The sequence below is a fragment of the Stenotrophomonas sp. FR010 genome (assembly GCF_047520755.2).
Classification (GTDB): Bacteria; Pseudomonadota; Gammaproteobacteria; order Xanthomonadales; family Xanthomonadaceae; genus Stenotrophomonas; species Stenotrophomonas sepilia.
In genome coordinates this window covers 127368-150651 of the sequence record NZ_JAXBQT020000011.1, presented here as the reverse complement: position 1 = coordinate 150651, position 23284 = coordinate 127368, and the positions used below count along the sequence as shown (strand labels likewise).

The following is a 23284-nucleotide window of genomic DNA, read 5'->3' as shown; positions in this document are numbered from 1 at the left end:
CATGCCTGAAGGGAGCGCCGCCCCCGGCGTCCCGTTTCCGCATCCACGCATGGCGTGGATCCAGCGGCGGAGGTCGGTCTCCTCAGAAGGTGAACACATACTCCAATGCGAACTCGCGGCCGACCGCGCTCAGCAACCGGGTCGGGGCGAAGTCATAGTCCAGCTTGTACGGGTCCTTGTGGTTCCAGCTGGCCGAATTGAACACGTTGTTGACGTAGACATTGACCTTGGCGTGCTCGGTCACCTGGTAACCCACGTTGACGTTCCAGGTGATGAACGGGCCGACCCGGCCGAAGTAGCGCGAGGTCTGCTGGCCCGCGTTGGGGTTCGGGTTCACCGAGCCATCCGGCAGCTGTGCCGGTTCCAGGCAGTTCAGCGACGGGCTGTCACTGGGCACGTAGCCGTCGGCGAACGGCAGGCAGCCGCCGGGATTGTCCAGGCGGTCGGTGCCCCAGTGATAGCGCACGCCCGGCACCGAACCCACGCGGTCGGCATAGACGTTGGCGTTCCAGTTGCCGCGCTGCCAGGCCAGGCTCGCGCGCAGCTTGCTGCGCAGGTCCCGGTCGCGCCGTTCCGGGTTCGGGTCGTTGGCGTAGCGCTGTTCCTTGGTCGAGATCTGGTTGGTGTAGTTCAGGCCCAGCTGGAAGCTGCCCCACTGCGCGGTTTCCAGGCGATAGCGTGCAGTCAGGTCGATGCCGCGCACTTCCCGGCTGGCCAGGTTGAACGGGCCGCGCTCGATCGATACCAGGCGGCCGCTGCTGTCGCGGTTCACGCGGGCCAGGATGCCGGCGCAATAGTCGCCACCGGCCGGATTGGCCCACGGCGTGCCGTCGATGTTCTTGCCGGTCAGGCAGCCGGCCTCGCTGGCCAGCACCTCGTCGGCGCCGACGTCGACGATCATGTCTTCCAGCTTGATCGCCCAGTAGTCGGCGCTGACCGACAGGTTCGGCATCACGTCCCAGACGAAGCCGACCGTCCACGAATCGCCGGTTTCCGAACGCAGCAGCGGCGTGCCACGCCGGTTCACGTCGAAGGTGTACCAGACATCGGTGTTGCCCACGCCACAGTTGTTGACCAGGTAGGCACCGCTCTGGATGCAGCGCAGGCGGTCATAGGTCTGCACTTCGGAACTGCTCGGCTGGCCCAGCAGGTAGTGCATGTCCGGCGCGTGGAAACTGGTGGCATACGAGCCACGCACCAGCAGCGATTCGACCGGGCGCCATTCCAGGCCGACGTTCCAGGTGGTCTCCTTCTGGCTGCCGATATCCAGCGCTTCACTGCTGTCATCGGCCTTGTAGTTGCCATAGCGGTCGTAGCGGGCGGCGGCGGTGGCCGTCACGCTCTCCAGCAGCGGGATCTTGAACTCGACGCCGGCCGAGTAACGGGTGCGCTCGCCGCCACCGCGATCGACGTTCTGCAGATCGAAGTCGATGCCGGCGCGCGGGTCCGGGCTGAGGTGATAGCCCTGCTGCGCGACTTCGGCCACGGCGGCGAACGAGATCGGGCCGGCCCAGCCCTGGAACAGCTCGCCGGTGATGTCCGCCGAGGCCTGGTTGACCCACGATGACGCGCGGTTCCTGGCGACCGTGCCCATCTGCCAGTACTGGTCCGGCGTGAGCGGATTCCACCAGCGCGATTCGTTCAACGCGTAGATCGCCTCGCCATCGGCGGTGGTACCCAGGCGCGGGCCGAGGAAGTAGTCGTACGATTTCTGCTCGTCGACAACGTTCTGCCGCTCTTCCACGCGGTAATAGGAACGCCCCACCGTGGCGCTCCAGTCAAAGCGTTCGGCAAGACGTCCACGCAGGCCTGCGCTCCAGTCCCAGGACAGCTCGCGGTTGGTGTTGCGCAGGGTATCCAGGCCACCGACTTCGTTCGGAGTGAACTGGCGCACGCCCAGGATCGGACGGTTGCGATTGGCATCCCAGTAATAGCCGTTGTCGTCGTCGATCAGCGAGACGCTGGGCGGGTTGGTGCCCCAGATCGCTTCGGAGTGGTACACCGCCAGGTTGGTCCAGGTCTGCAGGTCGCTGCTGAAATCGAAGGTGGCATACAGGTTGCCGGACACGTTCTCGGCACCACCGGTCAGCAGCCAGTTGGCGTAGTCGGCGCTCATGCCGCACAGGCGGCCGGTGTTGGTGATGCGGTTGGCGGCGTAGTTGTAGACCAGTCGATCGGCCGTGTAGTACTCACCGTCGAACTTCTCGCAGGTGCCGGCGGGTGGCGCCAGGCGCTGGCCCGTCGTCGGATCGATCAACGCCAGGCCCGAGGTGGGGCGGAAGCCGACCATGCGCTGCTCCATGTTCCAGGACGCATGCGGCGCATCATCGGCATCGTCCATTTGCGGGCGGTCGCGGCCGAACAGGGGATCGCGCTTGGTGTACTGCAGCGCGTAGGTCACGCTCCAGTTGTCACCGGTCCTGCCGCCGGCCCAGGACAGGTCCCAGGTGTCGCGCCCGCCTTCGGTGGAGGTACCGCCACGCACGCGCACTTCGTCGCCGTCGTAGTTGGTCTTGAGGATGACGTTGACCACGCCGGCGATCGCATCCGAACCGTAGATGGCCGAGGCGCCGCCGGTCAGTACTTCGATGCGCTCGACCGCGGCAGCGGGAATGTTGCCGTAGTTGGAGAAGTTGGTTTCACCGCCATACGGCAGCGGGTAATCGGCCACGCGACGGCCGTTGACCAACAGCAGCGAGCGGTTCGGGCCCATGCCGCGCAGGTTCAGGCCACTGGCGTTGGGCGTGTGCGAGCCCCATTGCGAGGCGGCTTCAACGGTGCCGGTCGCTTCGGTGAGCGTCTTCAGCGCGTCATACACGCTGACGAAGCCCTCTTTCTGGATCTGCTGAGCGGTAATCACGTTGACCGGGGCCGGGCCTTCGACCGCGGCGCGCTTGATGCGCGAACCAGTAACGGTGACCGCATCCAAGTCCTTGGTGGACGAACTGGCCGCTTCCTGTGCACCCGCGGCCAGGGGCAACAGGGCCAGGACCAGTGCCTGGGACAGCAGATGACGACGCTTGCGAACGGACTGAGCCATGGGTGGTTGCTCTTGGAAAGTGTGGACGCACGGACAGGTGGTGGCGTAGCACGACGGCTGATCCGGGTGCCGGGATCGGTTCACCACCGTCCCAGCTCCCTCCCCTGTGGATCGATCCAAACTAAAGCACAGCTGAACCACGCCGGGCATGCGGCGATGCAGCAACACCCTACGCAATGCCGCTATCAGCCGCAGGTATCAAGAACAATCAAAGGGTTGCGAAACATCGCTGAGAGAACAGCGCACGCGTCAATGACACGATCGCGACAACCGCGCGCGGAACGGTTTTGTCCGCGTCGTCGCGTGCGACTGTAGAGCCGAGCCCGTGCTCGGCTGATGTCGTTTGCCGCAAAGCGCAGCCGAGCGTTGGCTCGGCTCTACAGCAGAAGCGGGCTACCTTGCGCCGTCCAGCGCCTCCCGCAGCGCGGCCACGGTCGCGGTGGCGGTCTGGCTCCAGTCCGGGTCCAGGCCGCGCAAAGCCGGGTTCTGGAACTGCATCGCCGAGCGGCGCAGGCCCTTGGCCGAGGCGTGCAGTTCGGTGCAGCCGGTCCGTCGCGCAACGGCGGCGATGTTGGCCGGGCCCAGCCCGGCGCCGGCCATCACCGTGATACGTCCCGCCGCCTGGGTGACCAGACCCGCCAGCACATCGGCGCCGGCCTCTGCGCTGACCTGGCCGCCCGAGGTCAGCACGCGCTGGCAACCCAGTCCGATCACCTGCTCCAGCGCCGCCGGCAGATCGCGGGCCGCGTCGAAGGCACGATGGAAAGTCACCTGCAGCGGCCCGGCGGCCTGCACCAGTTCACGGCACAACGCCAGGTCGATACCGCCCTGCACATCCAGCGCACCGATCACCACGCCATCGCAGCCCAGCGCGCGGCACTGCGCGATGTCACGCAGCATCAGTTCGGTTTCCAATGCGTCGTAGTGGAAATCACCCGGGCGCGGGCGCACCAGCACGAACAGCGGAATCGACAGGCGTTCGCGGGCGATCGCGATGGTGGCAAACGACGGCGTGGTGCCACCCTCGGCCAGGTTCTCGAACAGTTCGATGCGGTCGGCACCGCCGGCCTGTGCGGCCAGCGCCGAGGCCAGCGAGTTGCTGGCGATCTCCAGGGTCAGCCGCGTGCTCACGCCTGAGTGCTCATGTAGATCGACGGCGAGTCGCGCAGGTCGTCCTGGCGCTGTCCATCGCACACGGCGTAGACGAAGCCGCGGTGCAACGCGTAGGCACCCACCTCGCCCTGCTTGTTCATGGCCAGGAAGCACACCTGCAATGTTCTGCTCGCTTCGGGGCGCTTGCGCACCACGCGGTCGATGGCTTCGCGGCAGGCCTGCGCGGGCGAGCGTCCTTGGCGCATCAGCTCGACCACCAGGAACGAGGCGGCGTTGCGGATCATCTCCTCACCCACGCCCGAGGCAGTGGCCGCGCCCACTTCGTTGTCGACATACAGGCCGGCACCGATGATCGGGCTGTCGCCGACCCGGCCGTGCAGCTTCCAGGCCATGCCGCTGGTGGTGCAGGCACCTGCAAGATGGCCCTTGGCATCCAGCGCCAGCATGCCGATGGTGTCGTGGTTGTCGCTGTTGCCGGGAATACCACGGCGCTCGGCATTGATCTGCGGCTGGTACTTCTCGGTCTTCAGCCACTCGCGCCAGGCCGCTTCGGCCTGCGGCGTGAGCAGGTGCCTGCGCTCGAAACCCTGCTGCACCGCGAACTGCTGCGCACCCTCGCCCACCAGCAGCACGTGCGGGCTGTTTTCCATCACTTTGCGGGCCACCGACACCGGATGCAGGATGTCGACCAGCGCGGCCACTGCGCCACAACGGCCATCGCCATCCATGATGCTCGCATCCAGGCTCAGCACGCCGTCGCGATCCGGGTTGCCGCAATGGCCGACGGTGGGGTTGCACAGCTCGCTCTCAGCCCAGCGTGCGCCCGCTTCCACCGCATCCAGTGCGCTGCCACCCTGCGCCAGCACCTTCCACGCGGCCTGGTTGGCCGGCACGCCGAAGTCCCAGGTCGAAACCACCCTGGCCCCACCCTGCGTGCGCGCCTGCACGCCCGGCAAGGCCACCATGCCTGCGGCCAGTGCGCCGGCCTGCAGGAACTGCCTGCGATCCACCATCTTCCCCTCCCAGTCTGCAATGCGCGGCCGGCCCGATGCCGGCCACGCCGATCAGTCGTGCGTGGGCTGCCGTGCGGCGTACCAGACCGCTGCGCCGAGAACGCCCAGCTGGCCATGCTCCACGCGCCATACCGGCACCTGGCGCAGCACCTCGGTCAGCACGCCCTTGTTGAGGAAGCGCTCACGGAAGCGACCATCGGCCAGGAAATCCTGCACATGCGCGGAAATGCCCCCGGCCAGGTACACCGAACGCGCACCCACCGCGATCGCTGCGTCGCCTACCAGGCTGCCCAGCCAGGCACAGAACACCTGCAGCGTTTCCACGGCCAGCGCATCCTCACCGCTGCGCGCGGCACCGATCAGTGCCTCGGTACTGCTCCACACCGGAGTGACGCCGCGCAATTCGCACAGGCACGGATACAGGTTCATCAGGCCACTGCCGGACAGCACGCGCTCGTTGTCCACGTGCGGCCAGCGCTGCAGCAGCTTGTCCAGCACCTGCAGTTCCAGCGCGTTGCCGGCGCCGAGCGCGGCATGGCCGATCTCGCTGGCCAGCACCGGACGCTCGCCGTCGGCAAAGCGCAATGCTGCACCCAGACCGGTACCGGCGCCCAGCACCAGCGCCGGGAACGCCTGCGCCGGGTCAGCATCGCCATTGAGCGGCACCAGGGTGTCAGGCTGCAGGTAGGGAATGGCCAACGCCACCGCTTCAAAATCATTGATCAGCTGCAGCTCATGCAGCCCGGACTGCACCCGCGTGGCCGACAGCGAGACCGTCCACGGCAGGTTGGAATTGATCAGCACATCGCCATCGAGCAGGCCGGCGATGGCGACCACGGCGGCCTGTACCGGCTGGCCGAGGCCTGCGGTGAAATCAGCAAGGATCGCGGCCAGGCTGGGATGCTCGGCGCAGGCGTAGGTGCGATGGCTGCCCAGCAGTGGTGCCTGGCCGGGTTGCGTTTCAGCCAGCGCCAAACGGGCGAAAGTGCCGCCGACATCGGCGACAACGAGACTGCGCGGAAGACCGCCGCGGGCGGAGTCGGTGGAAACCGGGGACGCTGCTGCGATGGTCACGCTGGCCTGCTTGGATCGATTGAATCGCCCCGATTCTCAGGCATCGGAGCGGCTTTGCCTAGCGCGCCGGCGGTTCAGGTTGGCCTACATGCCTTCCTGTTCGGCCACCTGCACGCCATCCACCAGCACGCGCAGGCGCTGCGGGCGGAAGCCGGCGAACAACAGCGGCCGGGTGCGCTCGACCAGCACCTCATGGCCGGCGATGTGGCGCAGCCACGACTGTACCAGTGAGAACGAGAAGTGGGTGCCCGGATGCAGCGGATGCTGCACCCAGACCTTCTCGGTGGCGCTCTGCAACAGCATCGCGCCGGTGAACCAGTGGCGGCTGAGGGTCGCCGGCGTGGTGCCGGCCATGAAGCGGATATCCATGCCGGGTCCTTTCGCTGGAGAGGCCTTGCGGCGTGTCAGGGCTGGGCAGTCTGCAGGCTGTAGCGGGTGGTGGCGGTGAACACCACGCCATCGGGCTGGGTGGAGCGTACCTCTACCTTGTGGCTGCCCACGGCCAGGTCGGTCGGCAACGCCCCACGCCACAGGTGCGGCGAAGCGGTGGCCTCCGGCGAGCGGTCGTAGCCACGCAGGCTGTCAGCCAGATCGTCGGCCACGTTCTCTACCATCAGGCGCGGGTCGGGCTGGCTGACCTGCTTCATCGGCTGCCATGCGCCGCCATCAACGCGGTACTCGACCACGCTGGCGTCCTCGCCCATGTAGACGTTGGCGTACACACCCCACGCCGGATAGGCCCCCTGGCGCAGCACCTTCGGCGCATGCAGGCCGATCTGCTCGCTGGCCGGCTTGCCGGCCACCCGGTACTGCAGTCTGTAGCTGCCATTGGCGGCGATGTCCAGCAACGCGTAGCCCTTTGGCGTGCCATCACTCATGGTGCTGTCCGGCACGTCGGCGGCATCCTTCACCCCCGACCAGAACGCGCCGCAGTTGGCACCGACGTTGTATTCGTGCAGCGGCTTGTCACCGTTCCAGCCGTCGGCCTTGCCGTGGTAGACGTGCTGCTGGGTGTGGCTGTGGCCACTGAGCACCAGCACGTTGCGGAAGTCCTTCAGCAGGTCGAACAGGCGCTGGCGGTCAGCATGACGGAAGGTCTCGCGCCCCGGCGCGGCGTCGAACAGCGGGATGTGCATGCCCAGCACCAGCAGGCGGTCCTTGTGCAGGCCCTTCAGGTAGCCGGCAAGGAAAGCGAACTGGTCTTCGCGCAGGCCACCGACATACTTCGGCCTTGCGTTGGGGTCATACACCACGTCATCGAGGAACACGAAACTGGCACCGCCCTCTTCCACCGCGTAGGTATCCGGGCCGTAGATATTGCGCCAGCTGTCCAGCGAATGCTCATCGCTGGCGGCATCGAAATCGAGATCGTGATTGCCCGGCACATGGAACCACGGCACGCCCAGCGACGTAGTGACCTTGTTGATTGCCGGATACAGGGTCAGGTCATCGTTGACGATGTCACCCAAGGTGGTGCCCATGCGCGCCTTGGTCTGGCCGACCAGCGGCGACACGATCGACTGCTGGTAGTAGCCGATGTCCTTCAGGCTGGCGGTCTGGGAGTCGGTGAAGACCAGCATCTGGAAGCCGCGACGGCTGTCATGGCGATCCGGCTGCAGCGCGAAATCCCAGTTGCGGGTGACATCGCTGGTGGCGGCGATGCCGCCGTACTTCAGCGCCGGCGAGCCGTTCGGGCGGAAGTGGCGCCAGAACGAAGGCAGGCCGTCTGCCGCCTTCGGGAACGAATACGCATCGGGCTTGATCACGAACACGGTCTGGCGGTCACGCACCGGCAGGCTGTAGCTGCCGTCGGCGGCGGTCTTGACGATGGCCTCGCCGTTGGAAACCTGCACCCCGGCCAGGCCCGGATCGGTCGCACCGCGGCCCGGCTTGCCGTCACGCTCTAGATAGACCTTGCCGGTGACCACGGTGTCCGCAGCCCAGGCCGGCGAGGTCAGCAACAGGCAGCACAGCCAGGCGGCAGGCAGTTTCATGGGAGGCATCCGGAGAAAGGGATCCGGTATTGTAGAGCCGAGCCATGCTCGGCTGCATTTCCAACGGGTAGTGCCGGCCGCTGGCCGGCAACCCCTCGATGCCCGAAGATGATGAGGTTGCCGGCCAGCGGCCGGCACTACCACGCTTCAACGATGGCGTTTTTCCAGCACCGCCCGCGCATCGTCCAGCGACAGACCGCGCGCGCGCAGCAGTACCAGCAGGTGGTACAGCAGGTCCGAAGCCTCACCGAGCAGTGCCTCGTCATCCTGCGCCACCGCCGCCAGCGCGGTCTCCACCCCCTCCTCACCCACCTTCTGTGCGATGCGGCGGATGCCGCCCTCGAACAGGCGGGTCGTATAGCTGCCCGGCGGGCGCTGCGCCTCACGCATCGCGACCAACTGGCCCAGCCCGCCCAGGAAGTCCTTCGGCGCCTGGTCGAAACAGCTCTCCGCACCCGTGTGGCAGGTCGGCCCGGCCGGGCGTGCCATCACCAGCAGCGTGTCGGCGTCGCAGTCGACGCTGATCGATTGCACCACCAGCACGTTGCCGGACTGCCCGCCCTTGGTCCACAACCGCTGCTTGCTGCGGCTGAAGAACGTCATGTGGCCGATGGCCAGCGTGGCCGCCAGCGATTCTGCGCTGACATAGCCCAGCATCAGCACCTGCAGCGTATCGGCATCCTGCACCACGGCCGGCAGCAGGCCGTCACCCTTGCCCCAGTCCAGTGCCTGCAATGCGTCCAACGAAGGCCTGACTTCAATAGACATCCCGCACCTCGATCTGCTGTCCGCGCAGGTAGCGCTTCAATTCCGGAATGGCGATGGCGCCGCTGTGGAACACGCTCGCCGCCAGCGCACCATCGACGTCGGCCTGGTCAAAGGCTTCGGCGAAGTGCTCCATCGCACCGGCGCCACCGGAGGCGATCAGTGGCACCTGGCACAGTGCCCGCGCCTGCTGCAGCTGCACGACATCGTAGCCACGGCGCACACCGTCGCTGTCCATGCAGTTCAGCACGATCTCGCCAGCGCCACGCCGTTGAGCTTCGACGATCCAGTCCAGGGTACGCAGCGGTACCGCCTGGGTCTTGTCCGGGTCGCCACTGAAACGGCGCACCCGCCACTGGCCGTCAGCTTCACGTACCGAGTCGACACCCACCACCACGCACTGCACGCCGAACTCGTCGGCCAGTTCAGTGATCAGTTCCGGGCGGCCCAGCGCGGGGGAGTTGATCGACACCTTGTCGGCACCGGCGAACAACACGCGACGCGCGGCTTCCACGCTGTCGATGCCACCGGCCACGCAGAACGGAATGTCGATCAGGCGCGCGATGCGCTCGATCCACGCCACGTCCACCGAACGCGCCTCGGGGCTGGCGCCGATGTCATAGAACACCAGCTCGTCGGCACCTTGGTCGCGGTAGCGCTGCGCCAGCTCGGCGATGTCGCCCATGTCGACGTGGTCGCGGAAGCGCACGCCCTTCACCACGCGGCCATCGCGCACGTCAAGGCAGGGAATGATGCGGCGGCTCAACATGCCAGCGCCTCCGCCAGGTCCATGCGCTGCTCCAGCAGTGCCTTGCCGAGAATCGCACCACCGCAGCCAGCGGCACGCGCCTCGGCCACATCGGCCACGTCACGGATGCCGCCGGACGCCTGCACCGCCACCCCCGGCAGCAATGCCGACAGGTGCTGGTAGAGGCCGATATTGGGCCCGGCCAGCATGCCGTCGCGGGCGATGTCGGTGCACAAGAGGTGGCGCATGCCGGCGCGCGCGTAGCGCTGGGCCAGGTCATCCAGGGTCACCCCGGCGTTCTCGGTCCAGCCGTGCACCGGCAGCTGCCACTGCCCCTGTGCGTCCTGGCGCGCGTCCAGCGCAATCGTGATGCGCTCGGCGCCAAATTCCTCCAGCCAGCCGACCACTTCATCGGGGCGGCGCACCGCCAGCGAGCCGACCACCACGCGGCCGGCGCCAGCATCAAGCATGCGCGCCACATCGTCGCGGCCACGCACGCCACCACCGGTCTGCACCTGCAGCGGCGTCTGCGCGCGGATCGCCGCCAGCAGCGGTGCCAGCGTATAGCCACCGGCGCGTGCAGCATCCAGGTCGACCAGATGCATCCACTGCGCGCCCTGGGCGGCGAAGGCCTGCGCGCGCGGCAGCGGATCGTCGCCGTAGGAGGTTTCCTGCGCGTAGTCGCCCTGGCGCAGCCGCACCACGCGGTCATCGCGGATATCCAGCGCGGGGTAGACGATGAAACTCATGCAGCGGTGCCCTCGAGGAAATTGCGCAGCATCAGCGAGCCGGTCTCGCCGGAGCGCTCGGGGTGGAACTGTGCGCCGTAGTAACGCCCCTGCTCCACCACGGCAGTGAACAGCCCACCGTGGTCGCACGCCGCGACGGTGTGGGCATTCAGCGGCGCCGCGTAGCTGTGCACGAAGTAGGCGCTGGCCCGCTCCGGGACACCCTGCAACAGCAACGACTCCCGCAGCGGCAGCAGCCGGTTCCAACCCATGTGCGGCACCCGGATGCCACAGGCCGGCACCAGCTTGCGCACCACGCCCGGAATCAGTCCCAGTGTTTCTACGCCCGCTTCCTCGGAACGTTCGAACAGCAACTGCATCCCAAGGCAGATGCCCATCAGCGGCACCTGCAATCGCTGCAGCGGTTCCACCAGGCCCTGCGCGTGCAGGCGCTGCATGCCGGGACCGGCGGCGCCGACACCGGGCAGGATCACCCGCTGCGCACCCACCAGTTCGTCCGCATCGCGCACCAGCCGCACCGTCGCGCCCAGGCGCTCCAGTGCGTAGCGCACCGAGCCCAGGTTGGCACCACCGGCATCGATCAGCGCGACGTCGCTCACAATGCCCCCTTGGTGCTCGGCAGTGCCGTGCCCTGCCGGGCCAGCGCCGGGCGCAGTGCGCGCGCCAGCGCCTTGAAGCAGGCCTCCACCTTGTGGTGATCGTTGTCGCCGCGTACCTGCAGGTTGAGGTTCAGGCCACTGGCATCGCACAGCGAACGGAAGAAGTGCGGCACCAGCTCGGTCGGCATGTCGCCCACCCGCTCGCGCTTGAATTCGCCCTCGAACACGAAGTACGGGCGGCCGCTGAAGTCCAGCGCAGCGCTGGCCAGGGTCTCGTCCATCGGCAGGGTGAAGCCGTAGCGGCCGATGCCGCGCTTGTCGCCCAGCGCCTCGCGCAGGGCCTGACCCAGCGCCAGCCCGGTGTCCTCGATGGTGTGGTGCTCGTCGATGTGCAGGTCGCCCTCGGCCTGGATGTCCAGCGCGAACCCGCCGTGCTTGCCGATCTGTTCCAGCATGTGGTCGAAGAAGGGCAGTCCGGTGGCGATGCGCGCATCACCGGCACGGTCCAGATCGAGTTCAACGCGGATCTTCGTCTCCTTGGTGTTGCGCTGGACCACGGCAGTACGCGGCGCGTCGGCCAGCGCATGGGCGATGCCCGGCCAGTTCCACTCGCCACCGAACTGTTCGGTGCGCAGCTGGAAGCCACGGATGTTGAGGTTGTCGGCGAACTGCAGGTCGGTGATACGGTCCCCCACCATGCCCGAACGCGCCCAGTCGATGCTGCGGTCCTGCAGGTAGGCGGTCATCAGGCCGATGCCCGGCTTGCGCGTGGGCGCGTTGTCCTGCGGCCAACTGCAGTCGATCAGCACGTCACGGAAGGTGATGCCCTGGCTCTCGAAGATCTGCAGCATCAGGTCGTTGGGGCCATCGAAGCTGGCGCGTGGGTAGCTGTCGCTGCCCAGGCCATCCTGGTTGGTGACGATCACGAACTGGTAGCCGGCATCACGCAGCTTCAGCAGCGCCGGGATCACCTGCGGCACGAAGCGCAGCTTCTCGTAGGCGTCGATCTGGAAGTCGGACGGCTCCTCGATGAGGGTACCGTCGCGGTCGATGAACAGGATCGGGGTCATGCTGCGGCCCTCCGCGCCGACAGGGCCGCAAGCACGCGGTCGTTCTCTTCGGGACTGCCGATACTGATGCGCAGTGCATCACCCAACTGCGGCGCGGCGCGCTGGTCGCGCACCACCACGCCCACAGCCAGCAGCGTATCGAACGCGGCCTGGGCATCGGCGAAGCGAACCAGCAGGTAGTTGCCGGATGAGCGGTAGACGCGACGCACGCCGGGCAGGCCCGGCAGCGCCTCGCGCAGGCGTTCGCGCTCGGCAATCACCGTGGCTACGCGCTCGGCGGTGATGGTCAGCGCGGCGGGTTGCAGCGCCTGCACCGCCAGTTCCGTGCATGGCGTCGGCACCGGGTACGGCGCCTGGCAGCGGCGCAGCACGGCAATCAGCTCCGGGGCGGCGATCAGGGTGCCAACGCGGGCGGCGGCAAGAGCGTGCGCCTTCGACAGCGTGCGCAGCACCGCCAGATTCGGGTTCGCGGCCAGCAGCGTGGTCGCCGACGGACGCTGCGCGTACTCGACATAGGCCTCGTCCACCACCACCAGTGCTTGCCCGCGCAGCGCAACCACCACCCGCTCGACTTCGTCCAGGGCGATGTCACTGCCGGCCGGGTTCGACGGGGCGCACAGGAACACCAGCTTGGCACCTTGCGCCTTGGCCGCATCGATCACCGCATCCAGATCGGCGCGCAGGCCATCCTCGCTGTCCACCAGCGGCACTTCAATCAATGCGGCACCCTGCAGGCGCGCGCAGACGGCGTACATGCCGAACACCGGCGGCGTGACCAGCACGCCATCGCGACCCGGCACGCACAGCGCGCGTACCAGCAGATCAATGGCCTCGTCGCTGCCGCGGCCGACCAGCAGCTGCTGCGGCGTCACGCCGTACAGCGCCGCCAAGCCTTCGCGCAACGCCAACGGTTGCGGCTCCGGATAGCGCCGGCTGCTGCCAGCCGCATCGGCCGGATTGGCCCAGGCCGACTCGTTGGCGTTCAACCAGACCTCGCCCTGCACCGCCGCACTGCGTGCCGAGCTGTAGCCGGCGAACGCCTGCAGATCCGGGCGTACCAGCGCCAGCACATCCTCGATAGCCGCGCTCATGCCGCCACCTCCATGCGCAATGCCACCGCACGCTCGTGGGCATCCAGGCCTTCGGCGCTGGCGATGATGCGCGCGCAGCCGCCGATCGCGGCCAGGCCGGCGGCACTGGCGCTCTGCACGCTGATCAGGTTCTGGAAGCTGGCAACACTCACGCCGCTGTAGGCACGTGCGGCACCGGCGGTGGGCAGTACGTGGTTGGTGCCGCTGCAGTAGTCACCCAGTGCTTCGGGGGTGTAATCACCCAGGAACACCGAGCCGGCCGCCTGCACCTTGTCCAGCCACGCACGCGGATCACGCAGCGCCAGGATCAGGTGCTCCGGCGCATAGCGGTTGCTGATCGCGAAGGCCTCGTCCAACGAATCAACCTGGATCAGGCGCGACGCTGACAGCGCCTGGCGCGCAATCTGCTCGCGCGGCAGCAGGGCCACCTGGCGCTCGACCTCAGCCTCGACCGCCGCCAGCATCCCGGCATCGTCGGTCAGCAGCAGCACCTGCGAATCCGGGCCGTGTTCGGCCTGCGACAGCAGGTCGGCGGCCACGAACGCCGGATTGGCACCGGCATCGGCAATCACCAGCACCTCCGAAGGACCGGCCGGCATGTCGATGGCGGCGGCGCCCTCCTGTGCGACCTGCTGCTTCGCTTCGGTCACGAAGCTGTTGCCCGGCCCGAACAGCTTGTCGCAGGCGGGAATGCTTGCGGTGCCATAGGCCATGGCAGCGATCGCCTGCGCGCCGCCCAGCTTGAACACGCGCTGCACGCCGGTCAGCCGCGCCGCCACCAGTACGGCCGGGTCTGCGCTGCCATCGGCTCGCGGCGGCGTGCACAGCACCACCTGCGGGCAGCCGGCCAGCTGTGCCGGAACGCCCAGCATCAGCGCGGTAGACGGCAGCGGCGCGCTGCCGGCCGGCACGTACAGGCCCACCCGCCCGATCGGGCGCAGCATGCGTTCGCAGACCACGCCTGGCGCGGTTTCAACTGCGTATCCCTTGCCCATGCCGGCGGCGTGGAAGCGGGCGATGCGCTCGGCGGCGTCCACCATGGCCTGGCGCAGTTCGGCGGGGACAGCGGCTTCGGCCGCCGCGAACTCGGCTTCGCTCACTTCAAAGGACGACAGTTCGACACCATCGAAGTGTGCGGTGATCGCACGCAGCGCGTCGTCGTCCTGCGCGCGCACCTGTGCGATCAGCGTCGCCACCGCGTCGCGGGTCTGCTGCGCCACGGTCTGCACCGGGCGGGTCAATGCCGCGCTGCGCGCGGCCTCATCAAGTCGGGACCAGATCAGACGGTTCATGCCAGCGACCGCTCCACGCTCAGTACCATCAGGCCCCGCGCACCCGCGCGCTCGAGTTCCTCCATGCGCTGCCAGCTCAGCGGGCCAGGGCACATGGTCTGCAGGCGCAGCGCACCGCCATCGGCCGGCAACCGCAACAGCGGCTCGGCATCGGCCAGCAACTGCGCCAGCGCGTCGACGCGGTCCTCGCTGGCGCGGAACATCAGCAGCTTGCGGTCCTGGCGCTGCACCACGCCATCGAGTCGGCGCAGCAGCATCGCGCGCAGCGAAGCCCGTGCATCATCCGGCACTCGTACTGCACCGGCCAGCACCGCCTCGCTGTCGAGCAGGTTGTGTACCGGGGTCAACTGGTTGGCGCGCAGCGTGGCACCGCTGGAGACCAGATCACAGATCAGGTCGGCAGTGCCCAGGCGCGGGGCGATTTCCACCGAACCGGACAATTCGACCACCTGCGCGTCCACGCCCTGCTCCGCCAGCCACTGCGTGAGGATGGCCGGGTAGCTGGTGGCGATGCGGGTACCGGCCAGCTGCGCCGGGCCCTGCCACTGCCATTCCTCCGGCACCGCCAGCATCAGCCGGCACTGGCCGAAGCCCAGCCCGCGCAGCGCCTGATAGGCGTCAGGCAGGCCGATCTGGCGGCGTGCCGCGGCCTGCTCGTCCAGTTCATTGCGGCCGACGATGCCGAGGTCGCAGACGCCGTCAGCGATCAGGCCGGGGATGTCGTCGTCACGCACCAGCAGCAGGTCTACCGGCAGCGATTCACCGTAGCAGAACAACTTGTCACGGCTTTCGCGCCAGCTCAGGCCACAGGCGCTGAGCAGGTTACGGGCGGGCTCGGCCAGCCGGCCACTCTTCTGGATGGCGATACGCAGCCGGTCTCGTGCCGGCGCTGCCTGGGTTGCACTCATGGGGGAGGTCTCGAAGTTCGGAACGGGGCGCGGATCAGCGCGAAGCAAGGCGGTCGATGGCAGCGGCATAGCCTCGATGGCCGTGCTCGAGCGTGCGCGCCACCCGCCCGGTGGTGGTCACGCTGACCCCGGTGCGCTCGTGGATCTCGCGGTACGGCACGCCCTGCTGCAGCAACGGCACCACCTTCCAGCGGTCGGCCATGGCTTCCAGTTCGGCCGGAGTGCACAGGTCGCACAGGAAGGCTTCCACCTCCTCCGGCTCGCGCAGGGCGGCAAAGGCCAGGGCCAAGGCTTCCAGGTCGGCCTTCGGGTCTTTGGCGGCAATCTCGGGGCGGGCTTTCACGGGGTCGTTTCCATGCATCAATGTAATAGCGCGTTAGTACATTAGCGCATTCTTGCGCAGTGCGTCAAATCGGGGGTTGAGGGGGCGGCAAGGCTGCTGCCCTGCACCCGCTAGATGCCGAAGCGACGTCAAATGCTGGATGGCTGAGGGTTGGCGGGGTGGGTCCGGTGGCAGGGGACGCCGTAAACCCGTCCATGGGGGCTTGGCCGCGGCATCCATGCCGCGGACACCCCTGCCTCCGGACCCACCCCGCCGTCGACAGTTTCCTGCGAGCTGTTGGAACAGCAAGGGGTCGGATCCGTTTTCTGAAGGAAAACGGCTCTGACCCCGGAACGCGGCCCGGAAACGAAAACGCCCACCGGGTGGTGGGCGTTTTCGTGGCGTGTTGGCATGCGGCCAACCGGCCGTTACATCACCTTCGACTGCTCCAGCTCCACCTGCAGGGTGCTCGCCAGCTCATCGCGCGACACTTCGAACTGCTGCTCGCGCAGCAGGTCCTTCACCGCCACCACGCCCCGCGCCAGCTCGTCCTCACCGGCCAGCACCGCGAAGCGGATGCCCGCCTTGGCCGCGTACTGGAACTGCTTGCCGATCTTCTTCGGCTCCATCTGCACTTCGGTATTGATGCCACCGGCGCGCAGGCGGCGGGCGATGTCCAGCGACTGCGGCATGCCCTGCTCGTCCATCAGCGCCACCAGCGCCTGCACGCTGCTGGCCTCGATGCCATCGATCAGGCCGGCCTCGCGCAGCTGCCAGAACAGGCGCGACAGGCCGATGGAAATGCCCACGCCCGGCAACTTGGACTTGCTGTAGTGGCTGGCCAGGTCTTCGTAGCGGCCGCCCGAGCAGATCGAGCCGATCTGCGGGTGGTCGGTCAACGTTGTCTCGTAGACGGTGCCGGTGTAGTAGTCCAGGCCGCGCGCAATGGAGAAGTTCAGGCAGTACGCGGTTTCCGGCACGCCCAGCGCCTGCACCAGCTGCAGCACTTCGCGCAGTTCGGCCACGCCGGTACGCAGGATCTCCGAAGAACCGGCGTCGGCTTCAAGCGTTGCCAGCTGCGCCAGCGCATCGGCATGGCCCTGCGAACGCACGGCCACAAAGGCCAGGATCTTCTCGACCTGCTCGCCCGGGATGTTGAAGCCCTCGCCCACCAGCGTCTCGCGCACGTAATCGGCGCCGCGCTTGTCCAGCTTGTCCACTTCACGCAGCACCGCCAGCTGGCGCTCGCCTTCGGCCACGCCCAGGCTTTCGAAGAAGCCGCGCATGAGCTTGCGGTTGTTCAGCTGGATGCTGAAGTCGCCGATGCGCAGCTCCGAGAACACGGCGTGGATGACCGCCAGCACTTCGGCATCATAGCGAACGCTCAGGCTGTCCTTGCCGATCACGTCGATGTCGCACTGGTAGAACTCGCGGAAACGGCCGCGCTGGGCACGCTCGCCGCGGTAAACGCGCTGCATCTGGTAGCGACGGAACGGGAAGGTGAGTTCGTGTTCGTGCTCGGCCACGTAGCGTGCCAGCGGCACGGTCAGGTCGAAGCGCAGCGCCATCTCCGGCAGCGAACGGTCGCCCGATTCGGCCGCATTGGCCAGCGCACCGGTGGACTGCACGAAGTACACCTGGCGCTCGGTCTCGCCGCCGGACTTGGTCAGCAGCACATCGGACAGCTCGAACACCGGCGTCTCCACCGGCAGGAACCCGAAGCGCTCGTAGTTGCGGCGGATCACGTCCAGCATGCGCTGGAACGCAATCTGCTCGCGCGGCAGCAGTTCAAGGGTGCCGGGCGGGGTACGGGGCTTGATCACGGGCGGAACTCCTGCTGGAACGGGACGTGGGAGGGGGCGACATTCTAGCGCCCCCGCCTCGGGCAGGGTCGAACGGCCGCTTGAAGTATCATAAGGCCCTCCCCGCCCGCGATACGCCCCCGCAACATGTCACGGCCTTCCGGCGCTCCGCCCGCCACCAACGATCCCGCCTCGCCGTCCTGCACCACGCTGGACTGCCTGCACTGCTCGGTTCGCCACCTTGCGGTGTGCTCGGCGCTGTCGCCCGATGAAGTGCAGGCGCTGGAACAGGTCACCGTTTCGCAGCAGGTCAGCATGGGCAGCACGCTCGCCCGCACGGGTGAAGAACGCGACCATGTCTATACATTGACTGCCGGCGCACTGCGCCTGGTACGCACCCTGGCCGACGGCCGCCGCCAGATCAACGGCTTCGTGCTGCCCGGCGACTACCTGGGCCTGAGCGGCAGCGACCATCACCGCTACGACATCGAAGCCATCGCCGACAGCCGTGTCTGCCGCGTCGCGCTGCCACAGATGAAGGCGCTCCGCAGCCGCTTCCCGCACCTGGAGCGCAAGCTGCTGCAGCGTGCCTGCCAGGAACTGGATGCCGCGCAGGACGCTGCACTGGCGCTGGCACGCCTGCAGCCGGCCGAGAAGCTGGCCGATTTCCTGCTGCGCCTGGCCGCGCGTGAAGCCAGGCTGGGCGGCGACGGCCTGCGCGTGTCGCTGCCGATGGGCCGAGGCGACATCGCCGACCATCTGGGTCTGACCATGGAAACGGTCAGCCGCACCTTCACCAAGCTGCGCCAGCAAGGGCTGATTGCCCTGCCCCACCTGAACGTAGTGGAGATCCTCGACGAGGACGGGCTGCGCACGCTGGCCGGTGAAGGGTTGATCTGACCGCACTGCGGTTGCTGGGATTGCCGGCCAGCGGCCGGCAATCCCATCCATCTCCGATCAACGCAACAACACCTCGCGCAACGCCGCGTAATCGGCGGCCAACGGTTCGGCGTGCGCCGCCCGTTGCAACAACGCATCCAATGCCGGTGGCACGGCCACAGGTTCGCCGATCAACGGCTCGACCACGGCCTCGAACTTGGCCGGATGCGCGGTGGCCACCACCGCCCAGTCGCCCTTGGCACCACGTGCGCGCAGGTCCTGCAGCACCTTCACCGCCGTAGCCGTATGCGGGCAGAACAGCTCGCCACTGCTGGCATGGGCCGCCGCAATCGTCGCGCGGATGGTCACATCATCCACCGCGAACGCACGCAGTGCAGCGCGCAGCTCCGCATCATCTCCCCGGTAAAGCCAGCGCAGGCGTTCGAAGTTGCTAGGCGCACCCACGTCCATTGCATTGGCCACGGTCGCCACGCTGGCCTGCGGGTGGTACTCGCCACCGTTGAAGTACGCCGGCAATACGGCGTTGGCATTGGTGGCCAGCACGATCTGTCCGATCGGCACGCCCAGCGCGCGCGCCAGCACTGCGGCCATTGCGTTGCCCAGGTTGCCGGTCGGTACCACCAGGTTGAGCCGGCGACGATGCAACGCGTAGTGGCTCAGTGCCGTATGTGCGTAGTAGCTCATCTGCGGCAGCAGGCGACCGAGGCTGATGCTGTTGGCCGAGCTCAGCGGCACCTGTGCCTGCAGTTCGCGGTCGGCCAGCGCCTGCTTGACCATGGCCTGGCAGTCGTCGAAGGCACCGGCCACGCGCAGCGCCTGGATGTTGTCACCGAAGCAGCCGAGCTGGTGCGCCTGGCGCGGTGACACGCGGCCATCCGGATACAGCACCACCACGCGTACGCCTGGCTGGCGATGGAAGGCCGCGGCAACGGCGGCGCCGGTATCGCCAGAGGTGGCGACGACGATGGTCAGGTCACGGTCCTTGCCGGCCTGCAGCCGCGACAGCGTACCGGCCAGGAAACGCGCACCAATGTCCTTGAACGCCGCCGTCGGCCCATGGAACAGTTCCAGCACGTGGTCACCGTCGCCGAGCGCACGCAGCGGCACCGGGAAGTCGAACGCCTCGCGGCAGATCGACGGTAATCCGGCCTCCAGCGCATCTCCGGCGAAGAACGGTGCCAGCAGGTCTGCAGCGGTATCGGCCAGGGTCGCACCGGCTTCCAGCTCACGTGGCGCCGGCAGTACCTGGGGCACGTACAGGCCACCATCGGGCGCCAAGCCTGCAGCGATGGCCGCACTGAGGCCAACGGCCGGGGACCGGCCGCGGGTCGAAACGAATTGCATGGGTTCAGTATCCAAAGAGGGAGAAGGATTCAGCACAGCCGGGCTCCGGGCGCATCCAGCGGCGACACCCAGGCATCGCTGTCGAAGCCGGCAGCAGCGAATGCCGCCTGCACCGGCGCCGCGGCAGCGTGGGCCTGGTCGGCATCTTCGAACCAGGCGAACACGCTGGGGCCGGCACCGGAGATGCCTGCGCCCATTGCACGGGCTGACAACGCCGCATCACGAGCCGCCTCGAAGCCGCCGATCAGTCCCGCCCGTCGCGGCTCCACCAGCACATCGCGCAGGCCAGCGCGGACCAGCGCCGCGTCGCTGCGATGGCAGCCGCTGAGCACCAGCGCAAGATTCGCACTCTGCGCTACGAATTCACCCAGCGCATAGCTGCCTTGCAGCGCCTGGCGTGCCAGACGGGTTTCCAGCACCGCGTGCGGGTGCACCAGCAGGCTGTGCCAACTGGCTGGCACAGGGATCGGCAGCAGGCGGTCGGCCGTGCACAACGCCAGCCCGCCGAGCAGCAGCGGCCCCACGTTGTCACCATGGCGGCCCCCACTGGCCACGGCCTCGCCGTCCAGCGCAAACGGGTACAGCGCCTCGCGCGCGAGTGGCGCATCCAGCAATGCGTTGGCAGCAACCAGCGCAGCGACGCACGACGCTGCCGAGCCGCCCATGCCGGAGCCGAATGGAATGCCCTTGTCGATCTCCACCGCGAAGCCGAAGTCCAAGTCCAGCCCTGCGCGCAGCGACATCAACGCCGCACCTGCCGTGTTTCCGGCCGCCTCCAGCGGAAGTTCGACCGCACTGCCACGGATCGCCTCGATGCGCACCACCGGCTCATCGATACGCCGCACGCTCACCGTATCGCCAACGCCTGCAATGGCATGCCCCAGAATGTCGAAGCCCACCGCCACATTGGCCACCGAGGCGGGCGCAAATGCACGTGCGATCACAGGCGTGCTCCCTCGCCAGCGGCTACCCGCAGCAGGTCGGCGAACACGCCCGCCGCCGTCACTTCCGGTCCAGCGCCCGGTCCCTGCACCACCAGCGGGTTGTCGCAGTAGCGGCGGGTACGGAACTGCACCACGTTGTCGGTCAGCCGCAGGTTGGCGAAGGCATGGTCGGCCGGCAGTTCCTGCAGGCCCACCGAGGCGCCGTCGGTGCCCAGCCGTGCCACGTAGCGCAGCACCGCGCCACGCGCCCGCGCATCCTGCAGGCGCAGCAGCAAGCTGGCGTCGGACTCGCCCAGCCGCGCCATGAAGTCATCCACGCTGCCGTCGCGCAGCAGTGCCGGCACCAGGCTTTCCACCTGTACCTGTTCCAGGCTGAGCGCGTGACCGGCCTCGCGTGCAAGGATCACCAGCTTGCGTGCCACGTCCACACCGGACAGATCATCGCGCGGGTCCGGCTCGGTATAGCCCATTGACCGCGCCTGCGCGACCAGCTGCGAGAACGGCTGGCTGCCATCCAAGCGGTTGAACAGCCAGGCCAGCGTGCCGGAGAAGATGCCCTCGATGGTCAGCACCTCGTCACCGGTATCGACCAGATCGCGCAGCGTGGTGATCACCGGCAGGCCCGCGCCCACCGTGGCCTCGTAGCGGAAGCGCGCACCACTGGCCGCTGCGGCGGCGCGGATGCGCTGGTAGCGCGGCAGCGGCCCGGCGCCCGCCTGTTTGTTCGGGGTGACCACATGGATGCCTGCCGCCAGCCAGCCCTCGTAGCGTTCGGCCACCTCGGCACTGCCACTGCAGTCGATCACCACCGCATGCGGCAGGTGCGCAGCCAGCAGGTGCTCGGTGAAACGATCAAGATCGCTGGATTCACCCGCGTCCCGCAGGGCCTCGCGCCAGTCCGCGTGCAGGCCGTCCACTTCCAGGCGCATGCGCGAACGCGAGGCCAGCGCACGCAGGCGAAGATCCACATTGGCCTTGGCCAGCAGCTGCGGGCGCGCGGCCAGCAACTGGTCCAGCAGTGCGGCGCCAACGTTGCCGGGCCCGATCACACCGACCGCGAAGGTCTGCGGCGACAGCCAGAAGCCTGCATGCGCCGCGCGCAGCGCACGGGTGGCATCGGCGCTATCCACGGCGACCGAGATGTTGCGCTCGGACGAGCCCTGCGCAATCGCCAGGATGTTCACCTGCGCACGCCCCAGTGCCTCGAACAGGCGCGCCGCCACACCTGGCTGCCCGGCCATGCCGTCACCGACCGCAGCCAGTACGCTGACGCCCTCACTGACCTGTACGCGCTGCACCTGTCCCGCTGACAACTCGTGCGCAAATGCGTGCAGCAGTGCGTCACGGCCACGGCCGGCTTCGGCAGCACGTACCACGCAGCAGATCGAATGTTCCGACGACCCCTGCGAGATCATCACCACCGATACCTGCGCCTGGCGCAGCGCGGCAAACACGCGCTCGGCGGTACCTGGCACGCCGATCAGGCCGGTGCCTTCCAGGTTCAGCAGGGCCAGCCCGGGACTCAGGGTCAGGCCCTTCACCGGCCCGCGCGGCGAGCGCTCGGCGCTGATCCGCGTACCCGGATGCGCCGGCTGGAACGTATTGCGGATGAAGATCGGCAGGCCAAGGCGGATCGCCGGCGACATCGTCTGCGGGTGCACCACCTTGGCGCCGAAGTACGCCAGTTCGCAGGCCTCGTCGTAGCTCAGCGCTTCCAGCTGCACCGCCTCGGGCACCAGCCGTGGGTCCGCCGACAGCACGCCATCGACATCGGTCCAGATGTGCAGCTCGTCAGCGTTGAACAGCGCGGCAAAGATCGCACCGGAATAGTCGCTGCCGTTGCGGCCGAGGGTGGTAATGCGGTCATCGCGATCGCGTGCGACGAATCCGGTGGCAACCAGGCGCGACTGCGGATGCTGCAGGCGCCACTTGGCCAGGCGGTCGGCACTGGCTTCCCAGTCGACATCCACGCCGAGTTCGCCATGCCCGACCACCAGCACATCGCGCGCGTCGAGTACCGCGCAGTCTTCGCCCAGCGCCCGCAGATGCGTGCCGAGCAGCTGTGCGGAAAACACTTCGCCCAAGCCCTGCACACGGTCCAGCACCTCGCGCGGCAGCTCGCCGATCACCGCCAGCGCGGCCAGCACTTCGGCCAACTGATCGAAGCGGGCGTCGATCCATTCGACCGTCTCGCCCACCTGCTCGCCCAGCAGCGCCACGGCAGCGCCGCGATGGCGTGCGCGCAGGGCATGCCAGGCCTCACGCCAGCCTTGATCGCCCTTGGCCGCCAGCTGGGCCAGTTCGATCAGCGCGTCGGTGACGCCCTTCATCGCCGAGACGACAGTGACCTGCAGCGATTCAGGACGGGCCAGCAGCAGGCCGCCCACATGGCGATAGCGTTCGGCATCGGCCACCGAGGTGCCGCCGAACTTGTGCACGACGGTGAACGGGGCAGCCAGGTCGGCCGGGGCAACGGAATGAGCGGGAGCGTGGGAAGACATGCAGACCTCGGTAGG

Annotated in this window: 20 protein-coding genes; 1 reads left to right on the top strand and 19 read right to left on the bottom strand. The window is 68.0% G+C overall.

The window, feature by feature from the left end; genetic code table 11:
- Positions 1 to 82 precede the first annotated feature (82 nt).
- From ACM0PK_RS12100 to hisS, 16 genes are all read right to left on the bottom strand, one after another.
- Positions 83 to 3040 carry a TonB-dependent receptor plug domain-containing protein gene (locus ACM0PK_RS12100; protein WP_414607347.1) on the bottom strand — a complete coding sequence of 986 codons (2958 nt, stop codon included), beginning with the start codon at positions 3038 to 3040 and terminating at the stop codon, positions 83 to 85.
- Between the two features lie 393 nt (positions 3041 to 3433).
- Positions 3434 to 4171 (bottom strand): copper homeostasis protein CutC, encoded by a 738-nt coding sequence (locus tag ACM0PK_RS12095; RefSeq protein ID WP_414607348.1) that lies wholly within the window; start codon positions 4169 to 4171, stop codon positions 3434 to 3436.
- Positions 4168 to 5166 carry a glycosylasparaginase gene (locus ACM0PK_RS12090; protein ID WP_072169076.1) on the bottom strand — a complete coding sequence of 333 codons (999 nt, stop codon included), beginning with the start codon at positions 5164 to 5166 and terminating at the stop codon, positions 4168 to 4170. The genes ACM0PK_RS12095 and ACM0PK_RS12090 overlap by 4 nt, the downstream gene beginning before the upstream one ends.
- 51 nt (positions 5167 to 5217) lie before the next feature.
- A complete protein-coding gene (locus ACM0PK_RS12085) occupies positions 5218 to 6240 on the bottom strand; it encodes a glucokinase (RefSeq protein ID WP_088497321.1) in 1023 nt (340 codons plus the stop codon).
- Positions 6241 to 6324: 84 nt separating this feature from the next.
- On the bottom strand, positions 6325 to 6609 hold the full coding sequence (locus ACM0PK_RS12080) for a hypothetical protein (RefSeq protein WP_414607349.1): 285 nt from the start codon (positions 6607 to 6609) through the stop codon (positions 6325 to 6327).
- Between the two features lie 35 nt (positions 6610 to 6644).
- On the bottom strand, positions 6645 to 8234 hold the full coding sequence (locus ACM0PK_RS12075; RefSeq protein WP_414607350.1) for a calcineurin-like phosphoesterase C-terminal domain-containing protein: 1590 nt from the start codon (positions 8232 to 8234) through the stop codon (positions 6645 to 6647).
- 147 nt (positions 8235 to 8381) lie between these two features.
- Entirely contained in the window at positions 8382 to 9002 is a 621-nt protein-coding gene (gene hisIE / locus ACM0PK_RS12070; protein WP_414607351.1) for a bifunctional phosphoribosyl-AMP cyclohydrolase/phosphoribosyl-ATP diphosphatase HisIE, read from the bottom strand.
- Complete coding sequence (gene hisF, locus ACM0PK_RS12065; protein WP_065184991.1) at positions 8992 to 9768, bottom strand: imidazole glycerol phosphate synthase subunit HisF; 777 nt, start codon at positions 9766 to 9768, stop codon at positions 8992 to 8994. Before hisF ends, hisIE begins: the two co-directional genes overlap by 11 nt.
- The gene (gene hisA / locus ACM0PK_RS12060; protein ID WP_065177580.1) at positions 9762 to 10496 is read right to left on the bottom strand and encodes a 1-(5-phosphoribosyl)-5-[(5-phosphoribosylamino)methylideneamino]imidazole-4-carboxamide isomerase; all 735 of its coding nucleotides are present in this window, start codon (positions 10494 to 10496) and stop codon (positions 9762 to 9764) included. The genes hisF and hisA overlap by 7 nt, the downstream gene beginning before the upstream one ends.
- A complete protein-coding gene (gene hisH / locus ACM0PK_RS12055) occupies positions 10493 to 11095 on the bottom strand; it encodes an imidazole glycerol phosphate synthase subunit HisH (protein WP_065177579.1) in 603 nt (200 codons plus the stop codon). Before hisH ends, hisA begins: the two co-directional genes overlap by 4 nt.
- Positions 11092 to 12165: a bifunctional histidinol-phosphatase/imidazoleglycerol-phosphate dehydratase HisB gene (gene hisB / locus ACM0PK_RS12050; protein ID WP_053499882.1), complete on the bottom strand. Its 1074-nt coding sequence runs from the start codon at positions 12163 to 12165 to the stop codon at positions 11092 to 11094. Before hisB ends, hisH begins: the two co-directional genes overlap by 4 nt.
- Entirely contained in the window at positions 12162 to 13256 is a 1095-nt protein-coding gene (hisC, locus tag ACM0PK_RS12045; protein WP_414607352.1) for a histidinol-phosphate transaminase, read from the bottom strand. The genes hisB and hisC overlap by 4 nt, the downstream gene beginning before the upstream one ends.
- On the bottom strand, positions 13253 to 14548 hold the full coding sequence (gene hisD / locus ACM0PK_RS12040; RefSeq protein WP_414607353.1) for a histidinol dehydrogenase: 1296 nt from the start codon (positions 14546 to 14548) through the stop codon (positions 13253 to 13255). The genes hisC and hisD overlap by 4 nt, the downstream gene beginning before the upstream one ends.
- Positions 14545 to 15456 carry an ATP phosphoribosyltransferase gene (gene hisG / locus ACM0PK_RS12035; protein ID WP_414607354.1) on the bottom strand — a complete coding sequence of 304 codons (912 nt, stop codon included), beginning with the start codon at positions 15454 to 15456 and terminating at the stop codon, positions 14545 to 14547. The genes hisD and hisG overlap by 4 nt, the downstream gene beginning before the upstream one ends.
- Before the next feature lie 34 nt (positions 15457 to 15490).
- Positions 15491 to 15799 carry a YerC/YecD family TrpR-related protein gene (locus ACM0PK_RS12030; protein ID WP_414607355.1) on the bottom strand — a complete coding sequence of 103 codons (309 nt, stop codon included), beginning with the start codon at positions 15797 to 15799 and terminating at the stop codon, positions 15491 to 15493.
- A 407-nt stretch (positions 15800 to 16206) separates the two neighbouring features.
- Complete coding sequence (gene hisS, locus ACM0PK_RS12025; RefSeq protein ID WP_414607356.1) at positions 16207 to 17601, bottom strand: histidine--tRNA ligase; 1395 nt, start codon at positions 17599 to 17601, stop codon at positions 16207 to 16209.
- Positions 17602 to 17727: 126 nt separating this feature from the next.
- On the opposite strand from hisS, the gene ACM0PK_RS12020 reads away from it, so the two are divergent.
- Positions 17728 to 18480 (top strand): Crp/Fnr family transcriptional regulator, encoded by a 753-nt coding sequence (locus tag ACM0PK_RS12020; RefSeq protein ID WP_005416324.1) that lies wholly within the window; start codon positions 17728 to 17730, stop codon positions 18478 to 18480.
- 57 nt (positions 18481 to 18537) lie between these two features.
- Here ACM0PK_RS12020 and thrC read toward each other — a convergent pair whose 3' ends face one another.
- The 3 genes from thrC to thrA are packed head-to-tail and all read right to left on the bottom strand — an operon-like array spanning position 18538 to position 23269.
- Entirely contained in the window at positions 18538 to 19824 is a 1287-nt protein-coding gene (gene thrC / locus ACM0PK_RS12015) for a threonine synthase (RefSeq protein ID WP_171956011.1), read from the bottom strand.
- A gap of 29 nt (positions 19825 to 19853) precedes the next feature.
- Positions 19854 to 20768 (bottom strand): homoserine kinase, encoded by a 915-nt coding sequence (locus ACM0PK_RS12010; protein WP_065184999.1) that lies wholly within the window; start codon positions 20766 to 20768, stop codon positions 19854 to 19856.
- On the bottom strand, positions 20765 to 23269 hold the full coding sequence (gene thrA / locus ACM0PK_RS12005) for a bifunctional aspartate kinase/homoserine dehydrogenase I (RefSeq protein WP_414607357.1): 2505 nt from the start codon (positions 23267 to 23269) through the stop codon (positions 20765 to 20767). Before thrA ends, ACM0PK_RS12010 begins: the two co-directional genes overlap by 4 nt.
- Between the last annotated feature and the right edge of the window lie 15 nt (positions 23270 to 23284).

Bases quoted from the DNA above. Each gene is read 5' to 3' on its own strand.
- hisC (WP_414607352.1), bottom strand. From the start codon at position 13,256: ATGAGCGCGGCTATCGAGGATGTGCTGGCGCTGGTACGCCCGGATCTG.
- hisB (WP_053499882.1), bottom strand. From the start codon at position 12,165: ATGACCCCGATCCTGTTCATCGACCGCGACGGTACCCTCATCGAGGAG.
- ACM0PK_RS12090 (WP_072169076.1), bottom strand. From the start codon at position 5,166: ATGGTGGATCGCAGGCAGTTCCTGCAGGCCGGCGCACTGGCCGCAGGC.
- hisF (WP_065184991.1), bottom strand. From the start codon at position 9,768: ATGTTGAGCCGCCGCATCATTCCCTGCCTTGACGTGCGCGATGGCCGC.
- ACM0PK_RS12100 (WP_414607347.1), bottom strand. From the start codon at position 3,040: ATGGCTCAGTCCGTTCGCAAGCGTCGTCATCTGCTGTCCCAGGCACTG.
- ACM0PK_RS12020 (WP_005416324.1), top strand. From the start codon at position 17,728: ATGTCACGGCCTTCCGGCGCTCCGCCCGCCACCAACGATCCCGCCTCG.
- hisA (WP_065177580.1), bottom strand. From the start codon at position 10,496: ATGAGTTTCATCGTCTACCCCGCGCTGGATATCCGCGATGACCGCGTG.
- thrC (WP_171956011.1), bottom strand. From the start codon at position 19,824: ATGCAATTCGTTTCGACCCGCGGCCGGTCCCCGGCCGTTGGCCTCAGT.
- ACM0PK_RS12080 (WP_414607349.1), bottom strand. From the start codon at position 6,609: ATGGATATCCGCTTCATGGCCGGCACCACGCCGGCGACCCTCAGCCGC.
- thrA (WP_414607357.1), bottom strand. From the start codon at position 23,269: ATGTCTTCCCACGCTCCCGCTCATTCCGTTGCCCCGGCCGACCTGGCT.
- hisD (WP_414607353.1), bottom strand. From the start codon at position 14,548: ATGAACCGTCTGATCTGGTCCCGACTTGATGAGGCCGCGCGCAGCGCG.
- hisG (WP_414607354.1), bottom strand. From the start codon at position 15,456: ATGAGTGCAACCCAGGCAGCGCCGGCACGAGACCGGCTGCGTATCGCC.
- ACM0PK_RS12075 (WP_414607350.1), bottom strand. From the start codon at position 8,234: ATGAAACTGCCTGCCGCCTGGCTGTGCTGCCTGTTGCTGACCTCGCCG.
- hisIE (WP_414607351.1), bottom strand. From the start codon at position 9,002: ATGTCTATTGAAGTCAGGCCTTCGTTGGACGCATTGCAGGCACTGGAC.